General features: G+C 74.6%; 21 protein-coding genes. 12 read left to right on the top strand and 9 right to left on the bottom strand.

What is annotated here, in order from left to right:
- Positions 1-37: 37 nt before the first annotated feature.
- The 4 genes from ACWGJO_RS18050 to ACWGJO_RS18035 all read right to left on the bottom strand — a co-directional run bounded on the left by ACWGJO_RS18050 (position 38) and on the right by ACWGJO_RS18035 (position 3470).
- On the bottom strand, positions 38-802 hold the full coding sequence (locus ACWGJO_RS18050) for an ABC transporter permease (RefSeq protein WP_452184870.1): 765 nt from the start codon (positions 800-802) through the stop codon (positions 38-40).
- A gap of 40 nt (positions 803-842) precedes the next feature.
- Positions 843-1826, bottom strand: a complete 984-nt coding sequence (locus ACWGJO_RS18045; RefSeq protein WP_452184869.1) for an ATP-binding cassette domain-containing protein — start codon at positions 1824-1826, stop codon at positions 843-845.
- Between the two features lie 238 nt (positions 1827-2064).
- Positions 2065-3210, bottom strand: coding sequence for a glycosyltransferase (locus tag ACWGJO_RS18040; protein WP_452184867.1), 1146 nt, complete (start codon positions 3208-3210; stop codon positions 2065-2067).
- Positions 3207-3470 (bottom strand): hypothetical protein, encoded by a 264-nt coding sequence (locus tag ACWGJO_RS18035; protein WP_452184865.1) that lies wholly within the window; start codon positions 3468-3470, stop codon positions 3207-3209. The genes ACWGJO_RS18040 and ACWGJO_RS18035 overlap by 4 nt, the downstream gene beginning before the upstream one ends.
- A gap of 178 nt (positions 3471-3648) precedes the next feature.
- Between ACWGJO_RS18035 and ACWGJO_RS18030 the strand changes: the two genes are divergently transcribed.
- The 5 genes from ACWGJO_RS18030 (at position 3649) to ACWGJO_RS18010 (ending at position 8382) form a co-directional block, all read left to right on the top strand.
- Positions 3649-4581 (top strand): 3-oxoacyl-[acyl-carrier-protein] synthase III C-terminal domain-containing protein, encoded by a 933-nt coding sequence (locus tag ACWGJO_RS18030; protein WP_387687525.1) that lies wholly within the window; start codon positions 3649-3651, stop codon positions 4579-4581.
- A gap of 138 nt (positions 4582-4719) precedes the next feature.
- Complete coding sequence (locus tag ACWGJO_RS18025) at positions 4720-5010, top strand: phosphopantetheine-binding protein (RefSeq protein ID WP_049653836.1); 291 nt, start codon at positions 4720-4722, stop codon at positions 5008-5010.
- Positions 5011-5014: 4 nt separating this feature from the next.
- A complete protein-coding gene (locus ACWGJO_RS18020) occupies positions 5015-5800 on the top strand; it encodes a hypothetical protein (RefSeq protein WP_452184863.1) in 786 nt (261 codons plus the stop codon).
- Positions 5797-6474, top strand: coding sequence for a 4'-phosphopantetheinyl transferase family protein (locus tag ACWGJO_RS18015; RefSeq protein ID WP_452184861.1), 678 nt, complete (start codon positions 5797-5799; stop codon positions 6472-6474). The genes ACWGJO_RS18020 and ACWGJO_RS18015 overlap by 4 nt, the downstream gene beginning before the upstream one ends.
- A gap of 123 nt (positions 6475-6597) precedes the next feature.
- On the top strand, positions 6598-8382 hold the full coding sequence (locus ACWGJO_RS18010; RefSeq protein WP_452184859.1) for a condensation domain-containing protein: 1785 nt from the start codon (positions 6598-6600) through the stop codon (positions 8380-8382).
- 29 nt (positions 8383-8411) lie between these two features.
- Here ACWGJO_RS18010 and ACWGJO_RS18005 read toward each other — a convergent pair whose 3' ends face one another.
- Entirely contained in the window at positions 8412-9143 is a 732-nt protein-coding gene (locus ACWGJO_RS18005; protein WP_452184857.1) for a hypothetical protein, read from the bottom strand.
- Positions 9140-9790: an RNA polymerase sigma factor gene (locus tag ACWGJO_RS18000; RefSeq protein WP_452184855.1), complete on the bottom strand. Its 651-nt coding sequence runs from the start codon at positions 9788-9790 to the stop codon at positions 9140-9142. The genes ACWGJO_RS18005 and ACWGJO_RS18000 overlap by 4 nt, the downstream gene beginning before the upstream one ends.
- 246 nt (positions 9791-10036) lie before the next feature.
- Between ACWGJO_RS18000 and ACWGJO_RS17995 the strand changes: the two genes are divergently transcribed.
- The 4 genes from ACWGJO_RS17995 to ACWGJO_RS17980 all read left to right on the top strand — a co-directional run bounded on the left by ACWGJO_RS17995 (position 10037) and on the right by ACWGJO_RS17980 (position 13606).
- Positions 10037-10840, top strand: coding sequence for an SAM-dependent methyltransferase (locus tag ACWGJO_RS17995; RefSeq protein ID WP_452184853.1), 804 nt, complete (start codon positions 10037-10039; stop codon positions 10838-10840).
- Between the two features lie 190 nt (positions 10841-11030).
- Positions 11031-11918: a DMT family transporter gene (locus tag ACWGJO_RS17990; RefSeq protein ID WP_452184851.1), complete on the top strand. Its 888-nt coding sequence runs from the start codon at positions 11031-11033 to the stop codon at positions 11916-11918.
- Positions 11919-11996: 78 nt separating this feature from the next.
- Positions 11997-12839, top strand: a complete 843-nt coding sequence (locus tag ACWGJO_RS17985; RefSeq protein WP_452184849.1) for an SDR family NAD(P)-dependent oxidoreductase — start codon at positions 11997-11999, stop codon at positions 12837-12839.
- Positions 12836-13606 carry a polysaccharide deacetylase family protein gene (locus ACWGJO_RS17980; RefSeq protein ID WP_452184848.1) on the top strand — a complete coding sequence of 257 codons (771 nt, stop codon included), beginning with the start codon at positions 12836-12838 and terminating at the stop codon, positions 13604-13606. Before ACWGJO_RS17985 ends, ACWGJO_RS17980 begins: the two co-directional genes overlap by 4 nt.
- Before the next feature lie 37 nt (positions 13607-13643).
- Here ACWGJO_RS17980 and ACWGJO_RS17975 read toward each other — a convergent pair whose 3' ends face one another.
- From ACWGJO_RS17975 to ACWGJO_RS17965, 3 genes are read right to left on the bottom strand one after another with little or no spacing between them, the layout of a single operon-like run.
- Positions 13644-14735, bottom strand: coding sequence for an MGDG synthase family glycosyltransferase (locus ACWGJO_RS17975; RefSeq protein WP_452184846.1), 1092 nt, complete (start codon positions 14733-14735; stop codon positions 13644-13646).
- 12 nt (positions 14736-14747) lie between these two features.
- Entirely contained in the window at positions 14748-15692 is a 945-nt protein-coding gene (locus tag ACWGJO_RS17970; protein WP_452184844.1) for an NAD-dependent epimerase/dehydratase family protein, read from the bottom strand.
- A 22-nt stretch (positions 15693-15714) separates the two neighbouring features.
- Complete coding sequence (locus ACWGJO_RS17965; protein ID WP_452184843.1) at positions 15715-16839, bottom strand: DegT/DnrJ/EryC1/StrS family aminotransferase; 1125 nt, start codon at positions 16837-16839, stop codon at positions 15715-15717.
- A 379-nt stretch (positions 16840-17218) separates the two neighbouring features.
- On the opposite strand from ACWGJO_RS17965, the gene ACWGJO_RS17960 reads away from it, so the two are divergent.
- The 3 genes from ACWGJO_RS17960 to ACWGJO_RS17950 all read left to right on the top strand — a co-directional run bounded on the left by ACWGJO_RS17960 (position 17219) and on the right by ACWGJO_RS17950 (position 21680).
- Positions 17219-19420 (top strand): MMPL family transporter, encoded by a 2202-nt coding sequence (locus ACWGJO_RS17960; RefSeq protein ID WP_452184841.1) that lies wholly within the window; start codon positions 17219-17221, stop codon positions 19418-19420.
- Positions 19421-19644: 224 nt separating this feature from the next.
- Positions 19645-21006: a sensor histidine kinase gene (locus ACWGJO_RS17955; protein ID WP_452184839.1), complete on the top strand. Its 1362-nt coding sequence runs from the start codon at positions 19645-19647 to the stop codon at positions 21004-21006.
- Positions 21003-21680 carry a response regulator transcription factor gene (locus tag ACWGJO_RS17950; protein WP_359914739.1) on the top strand — a complete coding sequence of 226 codons (678 nt, stop codon included), beginning with the start codon at positions 21003-21005 and terminating at the stop codon, positions 21678-21680. Before ACWGJO_RS17955 ends, ACWGJO_RS17950 begins: the two co-directional genes overlap by 4 nt.

Genomic DNA, 21680 nt, shown 5'->3' with positions numbered 1-21680 from the left:
GGCTCGTGGTGAGCCGGGCCCCTCCCTCGTTCGTCGGTCAGCGCACCCGGGTGGAGAACAGCCGGGCCGACCAGTACACCGCCAGGACGGTCATCACGACGACCACCAGCAGTCCCTGCCACACCACGCTGTCCCCGGCGTGCCCGGAGAACAGCGCGCGCATGCCCTCCACGGCCCAGTAGAAGGGGTTCCACCTGGCCGCCTGCTGCAGCCACCCGGGCGCCAGGGTGAGCGGCAGCAGCACCCCCGACAGCAGCGCGATCGGCTGCGCGATGGTGTTGACCACCGGCGACATCGCCGCGTCGGTCGGCACCATCAGTGCGATGCCGTAGGAGATCGCCGAGGTCATCAGCGCCAGCAGGCCCAGCAGCAGGTAGGCGAGCAGCAGGTTCAGCGGGTTCACCCGCAGCCCGAACGGCAGCGCGATCAGGGTGATCAGGACGGCCTGCACCAGCAGCGCCACCATCTCCCGCAGCGCCCGTCCCAGCAGCAGCGCCAGCCGGCTCACCGGGGTCACCCGGGAGCGCTCGATGATGCCGGCCCTGAGCTCGCCGAGCAGGCTGAAGCCGGTGAACAGCCCGCCGAAGATGCACAGCACCGCCAACAGGCCCGGCACGTAAACCTGGTAGGCGTCGGCGTAGCTGCCGGCGCCCTCCGGGGCGAGCACCCTCTTCAGCAGCGGGGCGAACAGCAGGAGGTAGAACACGGGCTGGATGATGCCGACGGCGATCCAGATCGGGGTGCGGATCATGAGCAGCAGCTGGCGCTGGAAGACCAGCCAGGTGTCGCGGGCGAGCTTCACGGTCTCCCCAGGGGGTTGTGCGGGTCCGGGCGGTACGGGGTCAGGACTGCTGCAGCGAGCGGCCGGTGCGGGCCAGGAACACGTCGTCCAGGCTGGGCCGTTGGAGCTGCACGGTGCCGGGCGTCACACCCGCCGCGTCCAGGGCGCGCAGCAGCCGGGGAATGGCGGCGGCGCCGTCCTCCAGGTACAGCCGCAGCCCCTCGTCGCCGTTCTGCTCCAGCCGGTGCAGGTACGGCTGCGCGCGCAGCACCTCGGCGGCCCGCTCGAAGGCGGCCTCCGCGGCGTCCGCGGCATCCAGCCCGACCAGGACGACGTCGCCGGAGATCTCGCGCTTGAGCGCCTCGGGGGTGCCCTCGGCCACGACCTGGCCGTGGTCGACGATGGCGACCCGGTCGCAGAGCGCGTCGGCCTCGTCCAGGTAGTGGGTGGTGACGACCACCGTCATGCCCTCGGTGCGCAGCCGGCGGATCTCCTCCCAGACGTGCGCCCGGCTGGCCGGGTCCAGTCCGACCGTGGGCTCGTCCAGGAACAGCACCCGGGGCTGGTGGATCACCCCGAGCGCGATGTCCACCCGGCGGCGCTGGCCGCCGGAGTAGGTGGCGCACGGGCGGTCGCCGAACTCGGCCAGGTCGAAGGCCTTGAGCGCGTCCGCGGCGGCCTGGACGGCCTGCGCCTTGGCCGCGCCGTACATCCGGGCCTGGAGCACCAGCTCCTCGCGGCCGCTGACGTGGTCGGTGGTGCCCCCGCCCTGGGCGACGTAGCCGATCCGGCGGCGGACCCCGGCGGGGTCGGTGAACAGGTCGGCCCCGGCGATGGTGGCCCGTCCGCCGTCCGGGCGGATCAGGGTGGCCAGCATGCGCAGGGTGGTGGTCTTCCCCGCGCCGTTGGGGCCGAGGAAGCCGTAGATCTCGCCGGCGGCGACCGACAGGTCGATGCCGCGGACGGCGTCGACGGTGGGGTTCTCGCCGCTGCGGCGGGAGGTCTTCTTGCGGTAGGACTTGCGCAGTCCCGCGGTCTCGATCAACCGGAACTCCCGTGCGGGGATGGGCTGCCACGGCACCTGGAAAGGCGGGGCCCGGCACCTGCGGAGGGCGGTGCCGCTGCGACACCCTAGGGCGAACCCCGCCCCGGAAACAATGGCCTAGACCAATGGACGTACCCTCCGCCGGTCTGCTAAGGGGCGGCGGGTCCGGGCAGGGCGGGGCGGTTCCGGGGTTGGGACGGGGCCGGTCCGGGGTGGGACGAGCCCGGTCCGGGCCTGCTCAGCCGAGCGCCTCCAGCCGGTCCGCCGCGGCCACCGCACCACCCCCGGCGAGCAGCCGGCTCCCGACCTGAACCGCCCGCTCCCGGTGGGCCGTGGAGTCGAGGACGGTCCGCAGCGCGTCCGCCAGCCGCACCGAGGTGACGCGCGCGAACGGTACCCGCAGCCCCGCGCCCGCCGCCGCCACCTGGCCGGCCACGATCGGCTGGTCGTGCCGGATCGGTGCGGTGACCAGCGGCAGTCCGTGCGCCAGGGCCTCGCCCACGGTGTTCATCCCGCCGTGGCAGAGCACCGCGTCCAGCTCGCCGCGCGCCATCAGCTCCAGCACCGGCGCCCGCCCCACCGCGACGGCCCGGGAGGGGAGTTCGGGCAGCAGCTCGCTCGGCGCGGCGAACACCGGCTGCACCTCGTCACCGCACAGCTCCAGCGCCCGGACGGACCGGGCGAGGAAGTCCGCGCCCAGCTCGCCGGCCAGGGTGCCCATGGTGACCAGCACCCGGCGCCGGCCGGGCAGCAGCCGCTCCCACGGGAAGTCCGGATCGTGCGGCCGCGCCGGGATCACCGGCCCGACGAGCGCCTGCTCCGGCGGAGGGGTCGAGCCGGTCAGGGCCGGACCGGTGGTCGCCAGGACCAGGGCGGGGGAGAAGCGCGGGTCCAGGTACTCCTCCGTGGGCAGCCCGGCGCGTTCCCACAGCCCCCGCAGCAGCCCGGCCATCCAGGCCTCGACCTGCGGCAACGCCCGGTAGGGGCGCCCCAGTTCCATCGCCCCGGGCGCGAAGGACGCCCACGGCAGACCGTGCCGGTGCGCGACCAGCGCGCCCGCCGGAGTGTGCTGGTCGACCAGCAGCACATCCGGCCGCCACTCCCGCACGACGGCGTCCAGCGGCTTCAGCGTGAACCTGGTGTACGGGACGATGAAGCCCTCCCAGAGCGAGCGCAACGCGGCCAGCCCGTGTCCGCCCTGCGCCCGGAACGCCCGGGTACCGGTGCCGAGCACCCGGGCCTGCGGGCCGAGCAGCGGGCGCAGTACCGATTCGGTGCCGGTCCAGGCGACCTGGTGGCCGCGTGCGGTCAACTCGGCGGCGATGCCGGCGGCCGGGTTGACGTGGCCGGTCAACGGCGGCATCACCAGGAGGAACCGGGTCATCGTGCGCCCTCCTCGGGGAGCAGTCGCTGGACGTCGGCGACGGTCAGGGCCTCCAGGGCGGCCAGGTCGAGCCCGGCGCGCAGCGCGGCCAGGTCGGCCTGCGGGCCGTAGCGTCCGCGCAGCCGATCGGCCAGTTCGGCGAGTTCGTCCTCGTCCAGCAGCAGGTCGCCGTCCAGCCGGGCGTCCGGGGTGACGTGACGCGCCCAGCCGGGCGGCGCACCGGCCACCTCGACCAGCAGGGCCACCAGATTCTGGTTCAACGGGGCTCCGGGGTAGGGGGGTTCAGGGTTCGACATGAGAGATCTCCCACCTGCTCGACGGCACGGGGGTGAACGCGGCCGCACCAGGGGGAAGTTGACCGGCTTCCGGGGAGCGGCGGCGACGGAGGGGGCCCGAGATCACTTGTGCGACCCGGCGGGCGTCGGAATACTAGCCCGGGTGACCGCACTGGAGGCAGTGGCCGTCCACCTCCCCCCGCACGCCGTTCCCATCGAGGCTGTGGGCGAGCTCATCGGCCTGACCCCACGTCAACTCCGTCTCTTCCGCCGCTTCCACGGCCTGGACCAGCTGCGTCTGGATCCGACCGGGACGCTGCCCGACCTGCTCGACGCCGCCCTGGACAACCTGCCGGAGCTGCGTGGACGCGAACACGACATCCGCTTCGTGATCCACGCCCGCAGCATGCCGGTGGCGGTTCCCCATCCGCTCAACCCGCTGCACGACCTGCTCGACGCCCGTGGACTGGCGCACGCCAACGCCTTCACGGTGACCCACCACGCCTGCGCGGTGGGCCTGCTGGCCATCGACCTGGCCGGCAGGCTGCTCGCGGACGAGCCCGACCCGGCGGCGCTCGCCCTGGTGCTGACCGGCGAGAAGACCTTCACCAGGGACGCCCAGGTGGTGCCCGAGACCGGCATCTTCGCCGAGGGCGCGGCCGCCTGCCTGGTCAGCGCCGGTGGCGAGCGCCACCGGATGCTCTCCTTCGTGGTGCGCCAGCGCCCGGAGTTCGACGGCCGGCTGGCCGAGGACCCGGACCTGCTCGCCCGCTACCAGCGCGAGTACCCGAACGTGATGGTGGAGGCGATCGAGGCCGCCCTGGACCAGGCCGGTCTGGACCTCTCCGACCTGGCCGCGATCCTGCCGCACAACGTCAACCAGGCGTCCTGGCGGATGATCGCGCGCCGGATCGGCTATCCGGTCGAGAAAGTAGTGCTGGACAACGTGCGGTCGGTCGGGCACAGTTTCGCCTCGGACAGCCTCATCAATCTCCACACCGCCACCACGCGGGGGCTGCTCCGCCGCGGCGACCACTACCTGATCGCCGCCGCCGGTGTCGGAGCGACCTTCTCCGCGATGGCGATGCGGTACTGACGGTCCGCCGGCCGCCGATGCCGCCGACTCCGCCGGCCGCCGTCCGCACGGTGCCGCCGGATTCCCACATCACCCAGAGCCCCGGGGCGCCTGCAAGCCCCGGAGCACACATCCCACGTACGACGGGACGGGACACCCATGTCAGAAGCCGCGGTCCAGACCACCGACCCCGAACTGCGCGAGCGCATCCTGCACGGCATCGGCGAACTCCTGCCGCGCGTCCTCAAGCGCGAACTGCCCGAGATCCCGCAGGACGCCTGCCTCTTCGACGACCTCGGCCTCACCTCGGCCGGCACCATCGAGCTCATCCTGGAGCTGGAGGAGTCGCTCGACATCCAGGTGGACGTCGAGCAGATCACCGAGGACGACCTGCGGTCGGTCACCAGGCTGGCCGACTACGTCGCCGGGCACGTCATCCCCGAGGACTGACCGGATGGCCCCCGGTCCCACCGGCCTGCGGATCACCCGGGCGCTGGCCCGACGGTTCGACGGCCGCTCGGAGACCTCGCTCGACCCGGACCTGCGGGTCTTCGTCTCCGACCTCGTCCGCCCCTACGGCCTGCCGCTGCGCGAGGACCTGCTGGGCGAGGGCGTCGGCCACTCCTACGAGGAACTGGCCGACGGAGTGCTCCGCGAGGCGCTCGCCGAGGACGAGCCGGCCGACCTGCTGATCCTGGCCTTCGACACCCCGGACGTCCGGCCCGGCGCGCCGTCCTCGCTGGCGCTCAGCCGGTCCGTCCCGGGCGGCCCGCTCGCCTTCGCGGTCTGCGACCAGGGCGGCGCGGCGGCCTTCACCGCACTGCGGCTGGCCGCCGGCCACCAGCGCACCGGCGGCTGCCGCCGGGCCGTGGTGGTGCTGGCCGAACAGACCGCGCTGCACTACGAGCCGCCCGGACCGGTACCGCTGCCGGAGCGGCACGCGGTGGTGGTGCTGGTCTGCGAGGAGGCCCCCGGCGAGGGCCTGGCCGTCCGGCAGATCAGGGGCACGACCTCCCCGGCCGAGTCGGTCCGGGCCGCGGCCGGGGAACTCGGGCCCGAGACGGCACTGCTGCTCGGCCCCGGCTTCGGCCCACCGGAGCCTCCGCCGGCCCAGCCGTTCACCGGACTCTGGGCGGAGCTGGCCGAACACCTCCCGCAGTGGCGGGCGGCAGACCGGCCCGCGCTGCTGGCCGGGTTCGACCGCCGGCTCGGGGTGCTGAGCACGCTGACCCTGCCGTGACGGCGATCGACCTCTGGCTGATCGACACGCGTCGGCCGGCCGTTCCGGCCGGGGAGCTGTGGCAGTTGCTCGACCGGGGCGAGCGCGCCCGGGCGTCCGGGATGGACCCCGGGGCGCGCGAGCGTTTCATCGTGGTGCGCGGCGCCGTCCGGCAGCTGGTCGCCGCCCGGCTCGGGGTGCACCCGGCCGACGTGGTCTGGCGGTACGGGCCGAACGGCAAGCCCGAGCCGGCGGGGGACGGCGCGCTGCGGGTCAGCTGGTCGGCCTCGGACGCCGTCGCGGTGCTGGCCCTCGCCGAGGGGCGGGCGGTCGGTGTCGACGTCGAACGGCTCCACGACCCGCGGACGGCCGAGCGGATGGCCGCCCGCTGGTTCCCGGTCGAGGAGGCGTGGTTCGTCGCCGAGCCCGCGGAACCGGCCGAGCGGGCGGCGCGGTTCACCGCGCTGTGGTGCCGCCGGGAGGCTTGCGTCAAGGCGTACGGCGGGCGCGTCGTACAGTCCTTCGGCGTGCCCGTCGCCGGTCCGTCGCCAGTTCTGGTGGCCGACCCGGGCGCGCTCGGCACCGCCCCGGCCCGGCTCTGCGACGTCCCCGTAGCGGAGCCGTTCCGGGCTGCCGTCGCCACCCTCGGGGGATCGCCAATACATGTCAACTCGCATAATTGGCATGGGAATTGACGAAACATTCGATCAGGTCCGGTTTGGTCTGGACCAGCTGGCGAGGGCGCTGGTAGCGTCCCGGTCACACCCCCTGCCGAGCCTTCCCCGGCCCTCCCCGGCAAGCCGAAAGGCGTGTACGACGTGGCACCGCACGACGCTCCACCGCAGGACCCGACGCTACTCGGCGCTCCACCGCAGGACCCGGCGTCGCTCGGCGCGACACCGTGCGGCACGATTCCGACCACCAGGCGGGTCACCGTGCGGTACGCCGCCGAGAGCAGCGGCTCCGGACCGCTCACCCGCGGCCAGGACAACATGATCCGCTGCATCCGGGCCAGTGCTCCCGAGGCGATCAACAAGGAGTCCGTCTGGCCGGTGCCCGACGGCATCTCGGTCCCCTCCGGGCTGGTCGCCCTCCGCCGGCTGGTCGAGCGGCACGAGTCGTTGCGGACCTCCTTTCCCGCGGGTCCCGGTCCGGACGGATTCCCGGACCGCCAGGTGGTGCACCGGCAGGGCCGGTTCGCCGTCTCGGTGGTCGAGGCCGGCTGCCGCTCGGACGCCGAACTGAACGCGATGGCCGAGGAGTTGGGCCGGATCGATGTCACCGTTCCGGTCGGCCTCGACCTGCCGCCGAGGATCCGGTTCACGCTGATCGCCGCGGGCGAGCGGCTGCTGCGGCTGGTCGTCGTGGTCTGCCACGCGGGCGCCGACGGCGCCGCCACCGCGGTGCTGATCGAGGACTGGTGCGCCCTCGCCGCTGGGAAGGAGCTGCCGCCGGTCACCGCGCCGACCCCGCTGGGGATCGCCGTGGCGGAGCAGAGCGCCCAGGGCCGCCGCCGGTCGGCGGCCGCCCTGCGGCACTGGGCCCGGATCCTGACCGCCGGTCCGGTGGGCGTCTTCTCCGACGCGCGGATCAGCGGCCCGCCCCGCGACCACAGCGCCCTGCTGATCCGCTCGCGCACCGCCGCCGACGACCTCGCCGCGGTCTGCCGGCGCACCGGTGCCAGCCCCTCGGTCGTCCTGCTCGCCGCCTTCGCCGCGCTGGTCGCCCACCGCGCGGGCCGCTCCGAGCTGGTGTTCTCGGCGCTGTCCGCCAACCGTCAGCGCGCCGCCCTGATCGACCACGTCGGCACCCTCGCGCAGGACGCCCTGATCCTGCTCGACGCCGGCGCGGCCGACCTCGACCAGCTGATCGGCCGCGCCAAGTCGGCCTCGCTGAGCGCCTACTGGCACAGCACCCTGGACGCCGAGAAGGTCTGGCGGCTGGTGGACGACGCGGCCCATGTGCGCGGCGCCCGGTTCGCCCGCCAGGTGGTCGTCAACGATCTGAGCCTCACTGTCCCGGCCTCCGTCGCCGCCGTCCAGCCGTCCCCGGTCGCCGATCCCGAACTCACCGTGCTGCCCGCCCCGCCGCTGCCGGTCCGGCTGATGCTCACCGTCCTGCGGATCACCGGTAGCCTGGACTTCGCCCTGATCGCCTGTCCCCAGGTGCTCGACCCCGAGGAGGCCGAGAGCTTCGCCCGGGCGCTGCCGGCCGTGCTCGCGGCCGCCGCCGAGGGCCCGGTGCTGCTGGCCGACCTGCCCGCGGCGCTCGGTCCGCCGGGGGCCGGCCGGGGCGGTGAATGGAGGCTGGTCGACGACTCCTGGATCGATCTCGCGGCCGTCCGCGAACTCCTGCACGCCGCGCTCGGGGACCACCGGCTCTCGGTGAGCGCGGGAAGGCTGGTGGCCGAGGTGGCCGCCATCGACCCCTCGTTCGGCCCCGCCGAGGCCCACCGCGCCGTGGTCGCCGCCCTGGCCGGACGCGACACCGCGATGGCACCGCACCGGTACGTCGTCCGGCACACCACGCCGGCGGGGGAGCGGACCGAGACCGGGAGCGGGCGCGACCAGGCCGTCGTCGCCCGGCTGTCGGCGCTCACCTGAACGGATGATCACGGCAGCCCGCGGGACACTCACTCCCACGGGGCGCCGTGATCGTCCCCGGCTCCCAACGGAAGGTCCGTCCAGGAGCAGCCGGAGGTCGCCCCCGAGGTGAGCCCCCACGGGCTCGGCACCTCCTCCTCGTCCCCGTCCTGCACCGGCAGCCGGTCGATCACCGCGACCAGCGCCGGCGGCAGCTGCGGGGCGAGCCCCCGGTGCACCCGCGACAGGATGTCCCGCCGTACGTCGTCCGGCAGCAGCGGCCGGTTCATCCGCAACACCCGCGGCCCGGGCGGTCGTTCGACCGTCGCCAGCTGGTCCGACCAGGCCCGCCAGTAGTCGGCGTCGTCCGTCTCGCCGAGCATCAGGTGGTGCAGGTGCAGGCAGTAGGCGGCCGTCCCGCTGCCCGAGCCCGCCGCGAAGCGCCACCAGAACTCGGCGCCCTCCTCCTTGCCGGTGGCGTACAGCAGTGCGCCGAACACCTCGGCCCCCTCCGGCTCGATCCGGCGCGCGTTCACCAGCAGGTCGAGTCCGCGCGAGGCGTCCGGAGTACCCAGCACCAGGGCCACCACCAGGCCGAGTTCGAACGCCGCCTGCTCGTGCTCCGACGGCAGGTGGGCGGGCGCGGCGGTGAGCCTGGCCCGGCGCAGCGCAGCGATCCGCTCCGCGTGGGCGCGTTCGGGCCGGGGAACGCGGAAAACCGTCCGGCCGCCGTTCGCCGGTTCCGCGCCGGCTGGGGCGCTCTCCTCCGGTCTCCCCGTCACAGCTCGCCCTCGTCGTCCGGGAGTTCGCCCACCCCGAGCCGGCGGGCCAGCCGTTCCCGGGCGTGCCGGAGGTTGGAGTGCACCGTCGCCACCGGCCGCCCCAGGTACGCCGCGATCACCTTGACGTGCAGGCCGAGCAGGTACCGCAGGATCACCACGTCCCTTTGCCGGTCCGGCAGTTCGAGGATCGCCGCGTACAGCCGCACCTCGTCGGCCTCGCTGTGCAGCAGCCCCTTCGCCACCTGCTTGAAGGCCCCGATCACCGCCGCGAAGGTGACCGCCTCCACGTCCACCGGCTCCTCGGCGGCCACCCAGTCCGAGACGTGCCGGTTGGCCAACCGCCAGGCGTAGGCGGCCGGTTCCTCGAACCGCAGGACCTGCGGCCAGCAGCGGGCCAGGTCGGACTTCACCGCCCCGACGACCAGCTCCGCGTCGGACCGATTGCCTATCCGGGTCAACGCGAGCGCGTGCCAGGCGGGTTCGTGCGTCTCGCAGAAGGCGGCGTAGGCGAGGCCCAGGCGGAGTTCGGGGTCGGACCGGGGAGCGCGGTCGGAGCCGGCCGCCGGCGCCGTCTCCGCTCCGTGAATATGCGCCACGGCCGTTCCGCCCCGGAACCTGCGCGCCGGGGCACCCCTGTCGATCGTCATCGAGCCTGCTTTCCGTGGCCGTCGGCTGCTCACCCGGCCACCCGAGGGTCGGGCTGTCGGTGCCCATCCTCATTCCATCAGGCCCGTCACTCCAGGATGCAATCCGAATACAGATGGTCATCTCATGGGCGCCGTCGGTTGGTTGGAATGCTCCGAAGCTGTTCTGAACGCGACCGGTCCCGCCTATCGTGGTCAGGGGCATCGGTCGGGAATGATCGGTCGGGAGCAGAACCGGGGGAGAGCGCGATGGGTCTCTACGACGGGGTGGACCTGCGGCTGAACGTGCCGCACTCGGCCCGGATGTACGACTACTTCCTCGGCGGCTTCACCAACTTCGCCGCCGACCGCGAGGCCGCCGGGCAGGCGCTCGCCGTCGCGCCGTGGCTGCGCGCTGCCGCCCGGGTCAACCGCGCCTTCATGCAGCGCTCGACCCGGGCGCTCGCCGAGGCCGGCTTCGACCAGTTCATCGACATCGGCACCGGCATCCCCACCTCGCCCAACCTGCACGAGGTCGCCCAGAGCATCCGGCCGAACGCCCGCGTGGTCTACGCCGACAACGATCCGATCGTGCTCTCGCATGCCCAGGCCCTGCTCACCGGCACCCCCGAGGGCCGCACCGCGTACGTCGAGGCGGACGTCACCGACCCGCTCGGACTGCTCGCCGCCCCGGGCCTGCGGGAGGCCCTCGACCTGTCCCGCCCGGTCGCGCTCTCCCTCAACGCCCTGCTCCACTTCGTCCCCGACACCCACGGCGCGTACGAGCTGGTCGAGTGCCTCAAATCCGCCCTCGTCCCCGGCAGCGCCCTGGTGCTGACCCACGTCAGCCCCGAGTTCGCGCCCGAGGACATCGCCCGGCTGACCCGGATCTACGAGGCCGCCGGTACCGCCGCCCAGGCCCGCACCTGGTCGGAGATCGTCCGCTTCTTCGACGGCTGGACGCTCCTCGACCCGGGGCTCGTCCCCATCGCGCAGTGGCGGCCCGCGCCGGACGAGACGCCCGGGGCCGCCGAGGAGGTCTCGCTGTACGCCGCGGTGGCCGTCCGGCCGTGAACCACCGGACGAATGACGCTCCTGCGCCCGGCCCGGCCCCTGGTGGCCCGCGTCCGTCGGTGCGGGCCATCAGGTCCGTGGAGTCCTCCCGGTGCTGCCGCTCGCTTCCTTCGTCCCACCCGTGCGCCCCCGTTCCCCCGGGCACAGACTGGTGGGGGACCGAATGCTGCCCCGCGAGGCAGGGAGAGGCATGCTGCTGGGACTCACCACCGCGTTGGCCGCGACCGTCTGCTTCGGCTTCGGGGCGGTCTTCCAGGCGCGCGGCGCGCGGTCGGCCCCGCGCGCCGACCGGGTGCGGGCGGGCCTGCTGGCCGCGCTGGTGCGGTCCTGGCAGTTCGTCCTCGGCACGCTGCTGGACATCGTCGGTTTCGTGCTGAGCATCGTCGCCCTGCGCACCCTCCCGCTCTTCCTTGTCCAGGCCGTCACCAACGCCAGCCTGGCCGTCACCGCCCTGGCGGCGGTCCGGCTGCTGGGCGCCCGGCTGCGCCGGGGCGATCTCGCGGGCATCCTCGCGGTGGTCCTCGGCCTGACCCTGCTGGCGCTCGGCTCCGGACAGGAGGGCCGCGACCACGCCGCGACCGCCTTCCACTGGGCGCTGCTCGCCACCACCGCCGCCATGGTGCTCGCCACCGTTCTCCTGGTGCGCCGGGAGGGCAACGCGGCCGCGGCCGGCCTGGGCCTGCTGGCCGGGGTCGGCTTCGGCGTGACCAGCCTGGCCGTGCGGGTCCTGGACGTCTCCGGCCCGGTCGCGGTCCTCACCGATCCCGCCGCCTACGCCCTCGCCGTCGGTGGCCTCGGCGGCTACCTCGCCTACGCCCTGGCGCTGCAGCGCGGGACGGTGACGGCCGCGACCGCCGCCGGGACGGTGACCGAGACCTTCGGTCCGGCGCTGATCGGCGTGACGGTGCTCGGGGACGCAGCCCGGCCCGGCTTCGAGTGGTGCGCGCTGACCGGCTTCGTGGTCGCGGTGGGCGGCACCTTCGTGCTCTCCCGCTTCGGTGAGCTGGAGGGCGAGTCCGCCGAACTGGTGGCTCCGCACCGGGGCACCGAGGCGGAGCCCGCCGCCCCGCCCCGGTAGCCCGGACGGCTCCGCCATGCGAAGGTGACTTGCCGGACAAATCGGACGGCGACACGGCCACAGAGCGGACGGTGCCCGATGGCGGAGGAGTCCCACTTCCGACCCCGGCGGTCAGGCCCGAAGGCCCGCACGGACCCCTCGGACCCGGAGGCCCCGGAGGGCCGGACCGCCCCGGCCGACCGCCCGGTCGCGCTGATCACCGGCGCCTCCTCCGGGATCGGCCGCGCCACCGCCACCCGGCTGGCCGACGCCGGCTGGCACACCCTGCTCTCCGGCACCGACCGCGCCCGCCTCGACGAACTCGCCGACCGCACCGGCGGCCGCGCCCTGCCCGAGGACCTGAGCAAGCCGGACGGCCCGGCCCGCCTCGCGGAGGCCGCCCTGGCCGCGGCCGGCCGGGTGGACGCCCTGATCGCGAGCGCCGGCCTTGGCTGGCGCGGCCCGTACGCGCAGACGCCCTCCGACACCCTGGACCGGATGATCGAGGTCAATCTCGCCGCCCCGCTGCGCCTGGTCCGCCTGCTGCTGCCCGGCATGCTGGAACGCCGCCGCGGCCGGATCGTGCTGCTCGGCTCGATGGCCGGCCAGGTCGGCGTGCGGGACGAGTCGGGGTACGCCGCCACCAAGGGCGGGCTGACGATGTTCGCGGAGAGCCTCTGGTACGAGCTGCGCGGCACCGGGGTGGGGGTGCGCCTGGTGCTCCCGGGGGCCGTGGACACGCCGTTCTTCGACCGGCGCGGCACGCCGTACCAGCGCGAGCGCCCGCGCCCGGTCCCGGCGGAGCGGGTCGCGGACGTCGTGGTCGCGACCATCACCACCGAGCGCGACCGGCTCTACGTCCCGCACTGGCTCGGCTTCCCGGCCCGCGTCCACGGGGTGGCCCCGGGCGTGTTCCGCCGGATGGCCTCCCGCTTCGGGTGAGCGCCGCCGCCCGGCGCCCGGGGGCGCTCACCGCCGGGGCCCTCGCCGTCGCCGCCGGGGCCGAGTTCCTGCACCTCGCCCCGGCCGCCGTCCGGCTGTCGCCGCTGCGCCGCACCCTGGCACGCCGCACCGCCGGCCACGGCACCGCGCCCGGCCACGTCGCCCTGACCTTCGACGACGGTCCCGATCCGCGCAGCACCCCGTACGTCCTCGACGCGCTGGACGAACTCGGTGCGCGCGCCACCTTCTTCCTGCTCGGCGCGATGCTGGAGCGGGCCCCCGCGCTCGGCCGGGAGCTGGTGCTGCGCGGCCACGAGGTGGCCGTCCACGGCTGGCACCACCGGCGGCAGTGGTACCCGGCCCCCGTCCGCGACCTGCGCGAACTGCGCCGCGCCGCCGAGGCGGTGACCGGACTCTGCGGCGCCCGTCCGCTCTGGTACCGCCCGCCGTACGGCGTCCTGACCGCAGGCCCGGCCCTGGCCGCCCGCCGCCTCGGCCTGCGCAGCGTGCTGTGGACCGCCTGGGGTCGCGACTGGACGGCCGAGGCCACCGGCGCGTCCGTCTACGCGACCGCCCGCCCGGGCCTCACCGGCGGTGCCACCCTCCTGCTGCACGACTCCGACTGCACCTCCGCCCCCGGCTCCTGGCGCGCCACCCTCGCCGCCCTCCCCCTGATCGCCGCGCACTGCCGCACCCGCCGCCTCACCCTCGGCCCCCTCCGCGACCACCGGGTGCCGCCGCCCGCCGGCCGGAACCGCCCGGTGTGACCGACGCGCCGGCCGACCCCCGTTCCCGCCCCGGCGGCTACCCCAGCCCCATCCGCCGCAGCGCCGCCCCGAACCCCGCCTGCCACGCCTCCGGTGTGGCGCCGGCGGACGGCTCGGGCTCGGGGCGGCGGAGCGCGGCCAGGGCGTTGCGGACCACCTCGGCCGGGTGGGCGGTGGCGACGTCGGCGTGGCCGAGTTCCAGCTCGTGCTGGAGGTTGTCGCGCCCGTGCCCCTGCACCACGTCGAGGAGCAGCAGCCGCCGGCCCAGCGCCCGGGCCTCGCTGCAGGTGTCGCCCGAGCTGGTGACCACCAGGTCGGCGGCGGCCATCAGCGCGGGGACGCGGTCGGTGTAGCCGAAGGGGTGCAGCCGGGGCTCCCGGCGCGCGGCGGCCCGCAGCCGGCGCTCCAGTTCCCGGTTGCGCCCGGCCACCGCGAGGACGTGCGGCCCGGCGGCGGCCAGCGAGGCGGCGGTGCGGGCGAGCGGACCGAGCCCCCAGGAGCCGGACATCAGCAGGACGCACGCGGCGCCCGCCGGCACGCCCAGCTCCGCCCGCGCCCCGGCCCGTCGCGGCGGCCGGTAGAACGGCCGGCGCAACGGCGCCGGCACGACGGCGATGTCGGCATCCGGCCGGTACCGCCGGACCGCGCACGCGGCGACCTCGGAGGTGACCAGGAACAGGTCCGTCCCCTCCTGCACCCAGAGCCGGTGCGGCGTCACGTCGGTGCAGAACACGAAGTGCCGGAACTCCCGCTCCGGCGCCTGCCGCAGCAGCCGGTTGACGGCCGAGGTCGCGGTGGCGAACACCGAGACCACCAGTTGCGGCCGCTGCGCCTCGATCAGCTCCCGCAGCGCCGGGACCAGCCGGCCGCGGGCCGCCGCGTCGGCGAGCAGGGCGATCCGGGCGCCGGGCCGCAGCGCCGAGAAGTGGAAGGCGTCGTACACCCCGGGCAGGTCGAGCAGCCGGCGGAACACCGCCTCCCCGGCCGCGCCCGAGCGCGGCCCGAGCAGGGCCATGGCGTCGACGGTGCGGGTGGTCCAGCCGCGTTCCCGCAGGGTGTCGGCGCAGGCCTGGGCCATCACGTCGTGGCCCTGTCCGAGCGAGCCGGAGACCAGCAGGGCGTGCGGCATCGGGCGGCCCCGTCAGGTGCCGGCGGCGGTGCCGACGGTGGCCCGGTACCAGTCCGCGTACCGCCGCACGCCGTCGGTGAAGTTGGTGCTCGGCGACCAGCCCAGCAGCCGCTTGGCCTGCGCCGAGGAGATCCGCCGCCCCGCGTAGTCGGCCTTCCGCCCGTCGATGTGCTCGATGGTGACGGGTCCCAGCAGGCCGTCCACCGTGTCGGCGATGTCCCGCACCGAGACGGCCGTCGAGCCCTCCAGCGCGAAGGTCTGGTCCTCGGCGGCGGGGGACAGGGCCCGGACGTGGGCGTCGGCGAGGTCCTCGACGTAGACGAAGTTGCGGCTCTGCCGGCCGTCCCCGGCGATGGTGATCGGCCGGCCGGCCAGCGCGGCCTGGACGAACCGGGCGACGACCAGCTCGTCCCGCATCCGGGGGCCGTACGGGATGCCGTAGCGCAGGATGGTGAAGTGCTGCCCGTAGAGCTCGCGGTAGCTGTGCACCAGCATTTCGGCGGCTAGCTTGGTGGCCACGTACAGATGGCCGCTGTGCTCCAGCTCGATCGGTACGTGCTCGTCCAACTCCTGCTCGCTGCTGTCGAGTTGCTCGTCGGTGAGGGCGGCGCCGTAGACCCAGACGGTGCTTGCCAGCACCGTGCGGCTCAGGCCGCTGCGCCGGGCGGCCTCCAGGACGGCCTCGGTGCCGTCGATGTTGGTCCGCACCGCGCGGACCGGGTCGGCGCTGACCTGCTCGACGTCGGCCATGGCGGCCAGGTGGTAGACCACCTCGCTGCCGGCCAGCGCCGCGGTGAGGGCCTTGAGGTCGAGGACGTCGAGCCGCGCGTGCTCGGCGTCCGGGTTGAGGTACTTGTCGGTGGTGTCCACCGCGAGGACGTCGTGGCCGGCCGCGATCAGGTGGTCCACGACGTGTGAGCCGATGAACCCGCAGCCCCCGGTGACGGCTATCCGCACGATCTTGCTCCCTTCGCTCCGGCTACCCGGCCAGTCGCCGGTACACCGCGGAGACGGCGTCGACCACCTGCTCCGTCTCGTCCTCGGTCATGTCGGAGTGCACCGGCAGGCAGACCTGCCGGGCGCAGACGTCCTCGGCCACCGGCAGCGGCCCGCGCCGGTAGGGGGCGAACACCGGCTGGAGGTGCAGCGGCAGGTCGTAGACCTCGCCGGACAGCCGCACCGCGTGCTCCTCGGCCACCGCCCGCTTGAACCCGGCGCGGTCGACCCCGGCCGGCAGCAGCGCCACGTACTTGTAGTAGTTGCCGCGGCAGCCGGGAGGTTCGGGCACCGGGTCGAGCCCGTCCAGCCCGGCGAGCGCCATGTCGTAGCGGCGGGCGACGGCCCTGCGGGTCTCGATGAACTCCTTCAGCCGGCGCAGGTGCACCGCGCCGATCGCGGCGTGCGGCTCGCTCATCCGCCAGGAGTAGCCGGGCTTCACGTGGTGGTTGGTGGTGAAGGAGCCCTTGCCCTGGTCGCGGTAGATCCGGGCCCCGTCGCGCAGCTCGGGCGACTCGGTGAGGATCATCCCGCCCTCGCCGCTGGTGGTGACCTTGGTCGGGTAGAAGGAGAAGGCCCCGGCCAGGCCGAAGGTGCCGGCGGCGCGCCCGTTGAAGCTGCTGCCGTGGGCGTGGGCGGCGTCCTCGACCAGCGGGACGCCGCGCCGGTCGCACAGCGCCCGCAGGGCGCCGACCTGCGGGCCGACCAGCCCGCCGATGTGCACCAGGACGACGGCGGCGGTGTCCGGGGTGAGCGCCGCCTCCAGGGTCTCGGGGGAGAGCGCGAGGGTGGCCGGATCGACGTCGGCGAAGACCGGCCGCCCGCCCGCGTGCACCACCGCCCCGGCGGTCGCGTAGAACGTGACGGCGGGGACGACCACGTCGCGGCCCCGGACGCCGACGCTGCGCAGGATCACCTCCAGCGCCGCCGTGCCGCTGCTCACCGCGACGGCGTGCGAGGCGCCGTGCTCGGCGGCGAAGGCCTGCTCGAAGCGCTCGGTCCACGGGCCGAGGGTCAGCGCGCCGGTGGTGAGCATCTCGGTCACCGCTTCGGCGACGGCCGCGCGGTCGCTCTCGTCGAACACGATGCGGGCGGCTGGAACGCCCATGGGCACCTCCGGCGGCGGGCTGCCGAAGCAGCACCGATCGGGTCGAATCCTCCCGAACCGCACGTCAGCGGACGGGTCAGGCACATCACGCTACTTCGCCCACCGGTCCCCGGCCCGCCGTCGCCGACCGCACGGGTGACCGGATCTGCTGCCGTCGCAGGTCCGGGGGCTGCTTCCGGCGCAGGGCGTGCGCTCCTCCGTGCGGGGGACGGCACTACTGCGTCCGCAGTACGCAAACGGCCTGCACAGGGACGACGACGGAGCAGGGGTCGGCGATCAAGGATGGGTCATGCTGCGGGGGACCGCGTCCACCAGGACGTCCGGTCGGCCGCGGTGCTTCCTGTTCCCGAGAACCGCATCCGAAGGAGTCCGCTCTCCCGTGGCCACGTTCCTGTACCGCCTGGGCCGATGGACCTTCGTCCGGCGCCGGCTGGTGACCTTCCTCTGGGTCGCCGTGCTGGCCGCCGTCGGAGTCCTGGCGGCCAAGGCGCCCGCCGCACCCGACGACGGCTTCGCGATGCCCGGCACGGAAGCGCAGAAGGCGTTCGACCTGATGAACGAGCGCTTCCCCGGCGGCCACGCCGACGGGGCCTCGGCGCGCCTGGTGTTCGTCGCCCCCTCCGGCCAGAAGATCACCGCCGGGCCCAACCAGCAGGCGGTCGAGCGGACGGTCGGCGAGCTCGCCGGCTCCGAGCAGGTCACCGGCGCGGTGAGCCCGTTCAAGATGCCGGGCGCCGTCTCCTCGGACGGCACCACCGCCTACGCGACGGTGAGCTACTCCGCCAAGGCCGGCGAGGTGTCCAAAACCGCCACCGACACCCTGGAGCGGGCCGCCCAGCACGGCCGGGACGCCGGGCTCAAGGTCGAGATCGGCGGCACCGCGCTGATGGCCAAGGCCGACGCGGGGGGCAGCAGCGAGGCGATCGGCATGGCGCTGTCCGCCGTCGTGCTGGTGATCACCTTCGGCTCGCTGGTCGCGGCCGGCCTGCCGCTGCTCACCGCGGTCGTCGGCGTGGGCCTCGGCATGGCGCTGATCACCGCGCTCGGCAGCACGCTCGGGCTCTCCACCACCACCGGCACCCTCGCCATGATGCTCGGCCTCGCGGTCGGCATCGACTACGCGGTGTTCATCGTCTCCCGCTACCGCGCCGAGCTCGCCGAGGGCCGCGCGCCCCAGGAGGCGGCGGGCCGGGCGGTCGGCACCGCCGGGTCCGCGGTGGTCTTCGCGGGCCTCACCGTGGTGATCGCGCTCGCCGGCCTCTCCGTGGTCGGCATCCCGATCCTGGCCAAGATGGGCATGGCCGCCGCCGGGACGGTCGTCATCGCCGTGCTGGTCGCCCTCACCCTGGTGCCCGCCCTGCTCGGCTTCCTCGGCCGCAAGGTGCTGCCGCGCAAGGCCCGCAAGGCCCGCGGCGGGGCGGCCCCGGCCGCGAAGGAGAACGGCGGAGCCCGCTGGGCCCGCTTCATCCTGCGCCGCCCGCTCGCGGTGCTGCTCGGCGGTGTGATCGGCCTCGGCGTCCTCGCCGCCCCCGCGCTCGACCTGCGGCTCGGCCTGCCGGGTGACGAGTCGAAGCCCACCTCCACCACCCAGCGACGCGCGTACGACCTGCTCTCCGAGGGCTTCGGCCCCGGCTTCAACGGCCCGCTGACGGTCATGGTGGACGTCAAGGGCGTCGCCGACCCGAAGGCCGCCGCGAACGAGGTCGCCAAGAAGGTCTCCGGGCTGCCGGGGGTCGTCGCGGTGACGCCGCCGATGTTCAACCAGGCGGGCGACACGGCGCTGCTCAACGCCGTCCCTGCGACCGGTCCGAGCGAGGCCGAGACCAAGGACATCGTGCACGCCATCCGCCACGACGCGGCCGGCCTGAAGACGGCCACCGGGGCGACGGTCCTGGTCAGCGGCACCACGGCGATGAACATCGACGTCTCGCAGAAGATGTCCGACGCGCTGCTGCCCTACCTCGCCGTGGTCGTCGGCCTCGCCGTCGTCCTGCTGATGGTGGTCTTCCGCTCGATCCTCGTGCCGCTGAAGGCGGCCCTCGGCTTCCTGCTGTCGGTGGTCGCCGCGCTCGGCGCCGTGGTCGCGGTCTTCCAGTGGGGCTGGCTGGCCGATCTGATCGGCGTGGAACAGACCGGCCCGGTGATGAGCATGATGCCGATCTTCATGATCGGTGTGGTCTTCGGCCTCGCCATGGACTACGAGGTGTTCCTGGTCACCCGCATCCGCGAGGGCTACGTCCACGGTGAGGAGCCCGGCGAGGCGATCGTCACCGGCTTCCGGCACAACGCCCGGGTGGTCACCGCCGCCGCGTTCATCATGATCGCCGTCTTCGCCGGCTTCATCGGGATGAGCGAGTCGATGATCAAGATGATGGGTCTGGGCCTCGCCGCCGCCGTCGCCTTCGACGCCTTCATCGTCCGGATGACCGTCGTCCCGGCCGTCCTCGCCCTGCTCGGCCGCCGCGCCTGGTGGCTGCCGCGCTGGCTCGACCGCCTGATACCCGACGTGGACGTCGAGGGCAGCAAGCTGGAGACCCCCGCCCCCGAGCAGGCCCCGGCCCGGGAGTCGGTCACCGTCTAGGGCCCTGCCGCCCGGCCCCGCCCCGACACCGTACGGGGCCGGCCCGGCGCCCAACCGCTCGGACACCGGTTCGAGCTCAACCGTTACCGTTGCTGTCGGGGGCCACCGCGCGTGCGGAGGCCCCCGCCGCAGCCCGCCGCGCCCCCGATCGGGATCGGCGCGGCTCGAACCCAGGCTGCCCGGTCGCGGGCGTGGCCAGCGTCCCCCGACCGGAGAGCACGAGCATGAGCGACTTCTGGCAGCGCCTGCGCCGCGACCATCCGCGGCTGCTCGACGTCGCCGGTGGGACGGCCATGATCACGGTCACCGCCCTCGGCGCCACCATCGACCAGACCGGCGGCCACTTCACCCCGTTCGCCGCGCCCACCTTCGTCATCGCCCTGGTCTCCGCCGTCACCGTGCTCGCCCACCGCCGCCACCCGCGTGCGGTGGTCGCCGTCACGCTGCTCTGCACGATGCTGCTCGCCATGGTCAGCCCCCGGCTCACCCCGACCCTGGCCACCCCGCTGCTGCTCGCGCTCTACTTCCTCGCCATCCGCACCGACCGCGCCACCGCGCTGCGCGCCTCGGTCGCCGCCGCCGTCCTGCTCACCGGGATCGCTCTGCTGTTCGGCCCCGGCGGGCCGGTCAGCGAACGGCTCGGCGTGCTCGCCTGGGCCCTGCTGCCCGGCGCCCTCGGCGACTCGATCCGCAATCGCCGCGCCCACCTCGCCGCCATCGAGGAGCGCGCCGAACGCGCCGAGCGCACCCGCGAGGAGGAGGCCCGTCGGCGGGTCGCGGACGAGCGGATCAGGATCGCCCGCGACCTCCACGACGTCGTCGCCCACCACATCGCCCTCGCCAACGCCCAGGCCGCCATCGCCGTCCACCTCATGGACAACCACCCCGTCCAGGCCCGGGAGGTGCTCAGCCACATCACCGACGCCACCGGCTCGGCCCTCCAGGAACTGCGCGCCACCGTCGGCCTGCTGCGCCGCGCCGAGGACCGCGCCCCGCTCGAACCCGCCCCCGGCCTCGACCGGCTGCCCGAACTGATCACCACCTTCGAGCGGGCCGGCCTGCCGATCCGGCTCTCCGTCGAGGGCGAGGCCCGCCCGCTGTCGCCCGGCGTGGACCTCACCGCCTTCCGGATCGTCCAGGAGTCGCTGACCAACGTGGCCAAGCACGCCCACGGCGCCGACGCCGAGATCACCCTCGCCTACAGCGGCAGCCGGGTCGCGGTCAGTGTCGCCAACGGCCGACCGACCGCGACCGGCCGCCGTCGCGCGGTGTCGCTGCCCCAGCACCCGCCCAGCGAGGGCGGCTTCGGCCTGATCGGCATGCGCGAGCGGGCCGGGGCGGTCGGCGGCCGGCTCAGTGCCGACCGGCGGCCCGACGGGGGCTTCCTGGTCACCGCCGAACTGCCGCTGCGCACCGGCGCCCGCGACGACGGCCCCGAGTCCGCGGGCGCCTTCACCGCCGCCGACGTCGCCCGGGCCGCCCGGGCCGCGCGCACCACCCGTACCGATCGCCCGACACCGGCCGAACGACAGGAGCACGCCGCCCGAGCGGACGGCGCGCTCCGAGAGGACAGGGACAACGCATGACCATCCGGGTACTGCTCGCCGACGACCAGGCCCTGCTGCGCGGTGCCTTCCGCCTGCTGATCGAGGCGGAGGAGGACATGGAGGTGGTCGGCGAGGCCGCCGACGGCCGGGAGGCCGTCGCGCTCGCCCGGGCCACCAAGCCCGACATCGTGCTGATGGACATCCGGATGCCCGGCGTCGACGGTCTCGGTGCCACCGCCGAGATCTGCGGCGACGAGGAGCTGTCCGGCACCCGGGTGCTCATCCTCACCACCTTCGAGATCGACGAGTACGTGGCCCAGGCGCTGCGCGCGGGCGCCGGTGGATTCCTCGGCAAGGGCGCCGACCCCAAGGAACTGCTCGCCGCCGTGCGCACCGTCGCAGCGGGCGAGGCGCTGCTCTCGCCCGCCGCCACCCGGGCCGTGATCGACCAGTTCCTGGCCCAGCCCGAGCCGGCGTCCGCCACCCCCGCGAGCGAGCGGCTGGCCGTCCTCACCGCCCGTGAGCGGGAGGTGATGTCGATGGCCGCCACCGGCCTCACCAACGAGGAGATCGCCGAGCGGATGTTCGTCAGCCCGTTCACCGTCCGCACCCACGTCCACCGGGCGATGTCCAAGCTCGACGCCCGGGACCGGGCCCAGCTCGTCGCCATCGCCTACCAGACCGGCCTGGTCCCGCCCGGCCGTCCGGTCTGA

Source organism: Kitasatospora sp. NPDC054795 (genome assembly GCF_053611565.1).
The sequence above is the reverse complement of the archived record's forward strand: the minus strand, read 5'-3'. Positions and strand labels throughout refer to the sequence as shown.

What these genes read in the sequence shown, in the direction of transcription:
- ACWGJO_RS18040 (WP_452184867.1), bottom strand. Translation starts at nt 3,210, where the DNA reads ATGACCCGGTTCCTCCTGGTGATGCCGCCGTTGACCGGCCACGTCAAC.
- ACWGJO_RS18025 (WP_049653836.1), top strand. Translation starts at nt 4,720, where the DNA reads ATGTCAGAAGCCGCGGTCCAGACCACCGACCCCGAACTGCGCGAGCGC.
- ACWGJO_RS18020 (WP_452184863.1), top strand. Translation starts at nt 5,015, where the DNA reads ATGGCCCCCGGTCCCACCGGCCTGCGGATCACCCGGGCGCTGGCCCGA.
- ACWGJO_RS18000 (WP_452184855.1), bottom strand. Translation starts at nt 9,790, where the DNA reads ATGACGATCGACAGGGGTGCCCCGGCGCGCAGGTTCCGGGGCGGAACG.
- ACWGJO_RS17995 (WP_452184853.1), top strand. Translation starts at nt 10,037, where the DNA reads ATGGGTCTCTACGACGGGGTGGACCTGCGGCTGAACGTGCCGCACTCG.
- ACWGJO_RS17990 (WP_452184851.1), top strand. Translation starts at nt 11,031, where the DNA reads ATGCTGCTGGGACTCACCACCGCGTTGGCCGCGACCGTCTGCTTCGGC.
- ACWGJO_RS17985 (WP_452184849.1), top strand. Translation starts at nt 11,997, where the DNA reads ATGGCGGAGGAGTCCCACTTCCGACCCCGGCGGTCAGGCCCGAAGGCC.
- ACWGJO_RS17975 (WP_452184846.1), bottom strand. Translation starts at nt 14,735, where the DNA reads ATGCCGCACGCCCTGCTGGTCTCCGGCTCGCTCGGACAGGGCCACGAC.
- ACWGJO_RS17965 (WP_452184843.1), bottom strand. Translation starts at nt 16,839, where the DNA reads ATGGGCGTTCCAGCCGCCCGCATCGTGTTCGACGAGAGCGACCGCGCG.
- ACWGJO_RS17955 (WP_452184839.1), top strand. Translation starts at nt 19,645, where the DNA reads ATGAGCGACTTCTGGCAGCGCCTGCGCCGCGACCATCCGCGGCTGCTC.
- ACWGJO_RS17950 (WP_359914739.1), top strand. Translation starts at nt 21,003, where the DNA reads ATGACCATCCGGGTACTGCTCGCCGACGACCAGGCCCTGCTGCGCGGT.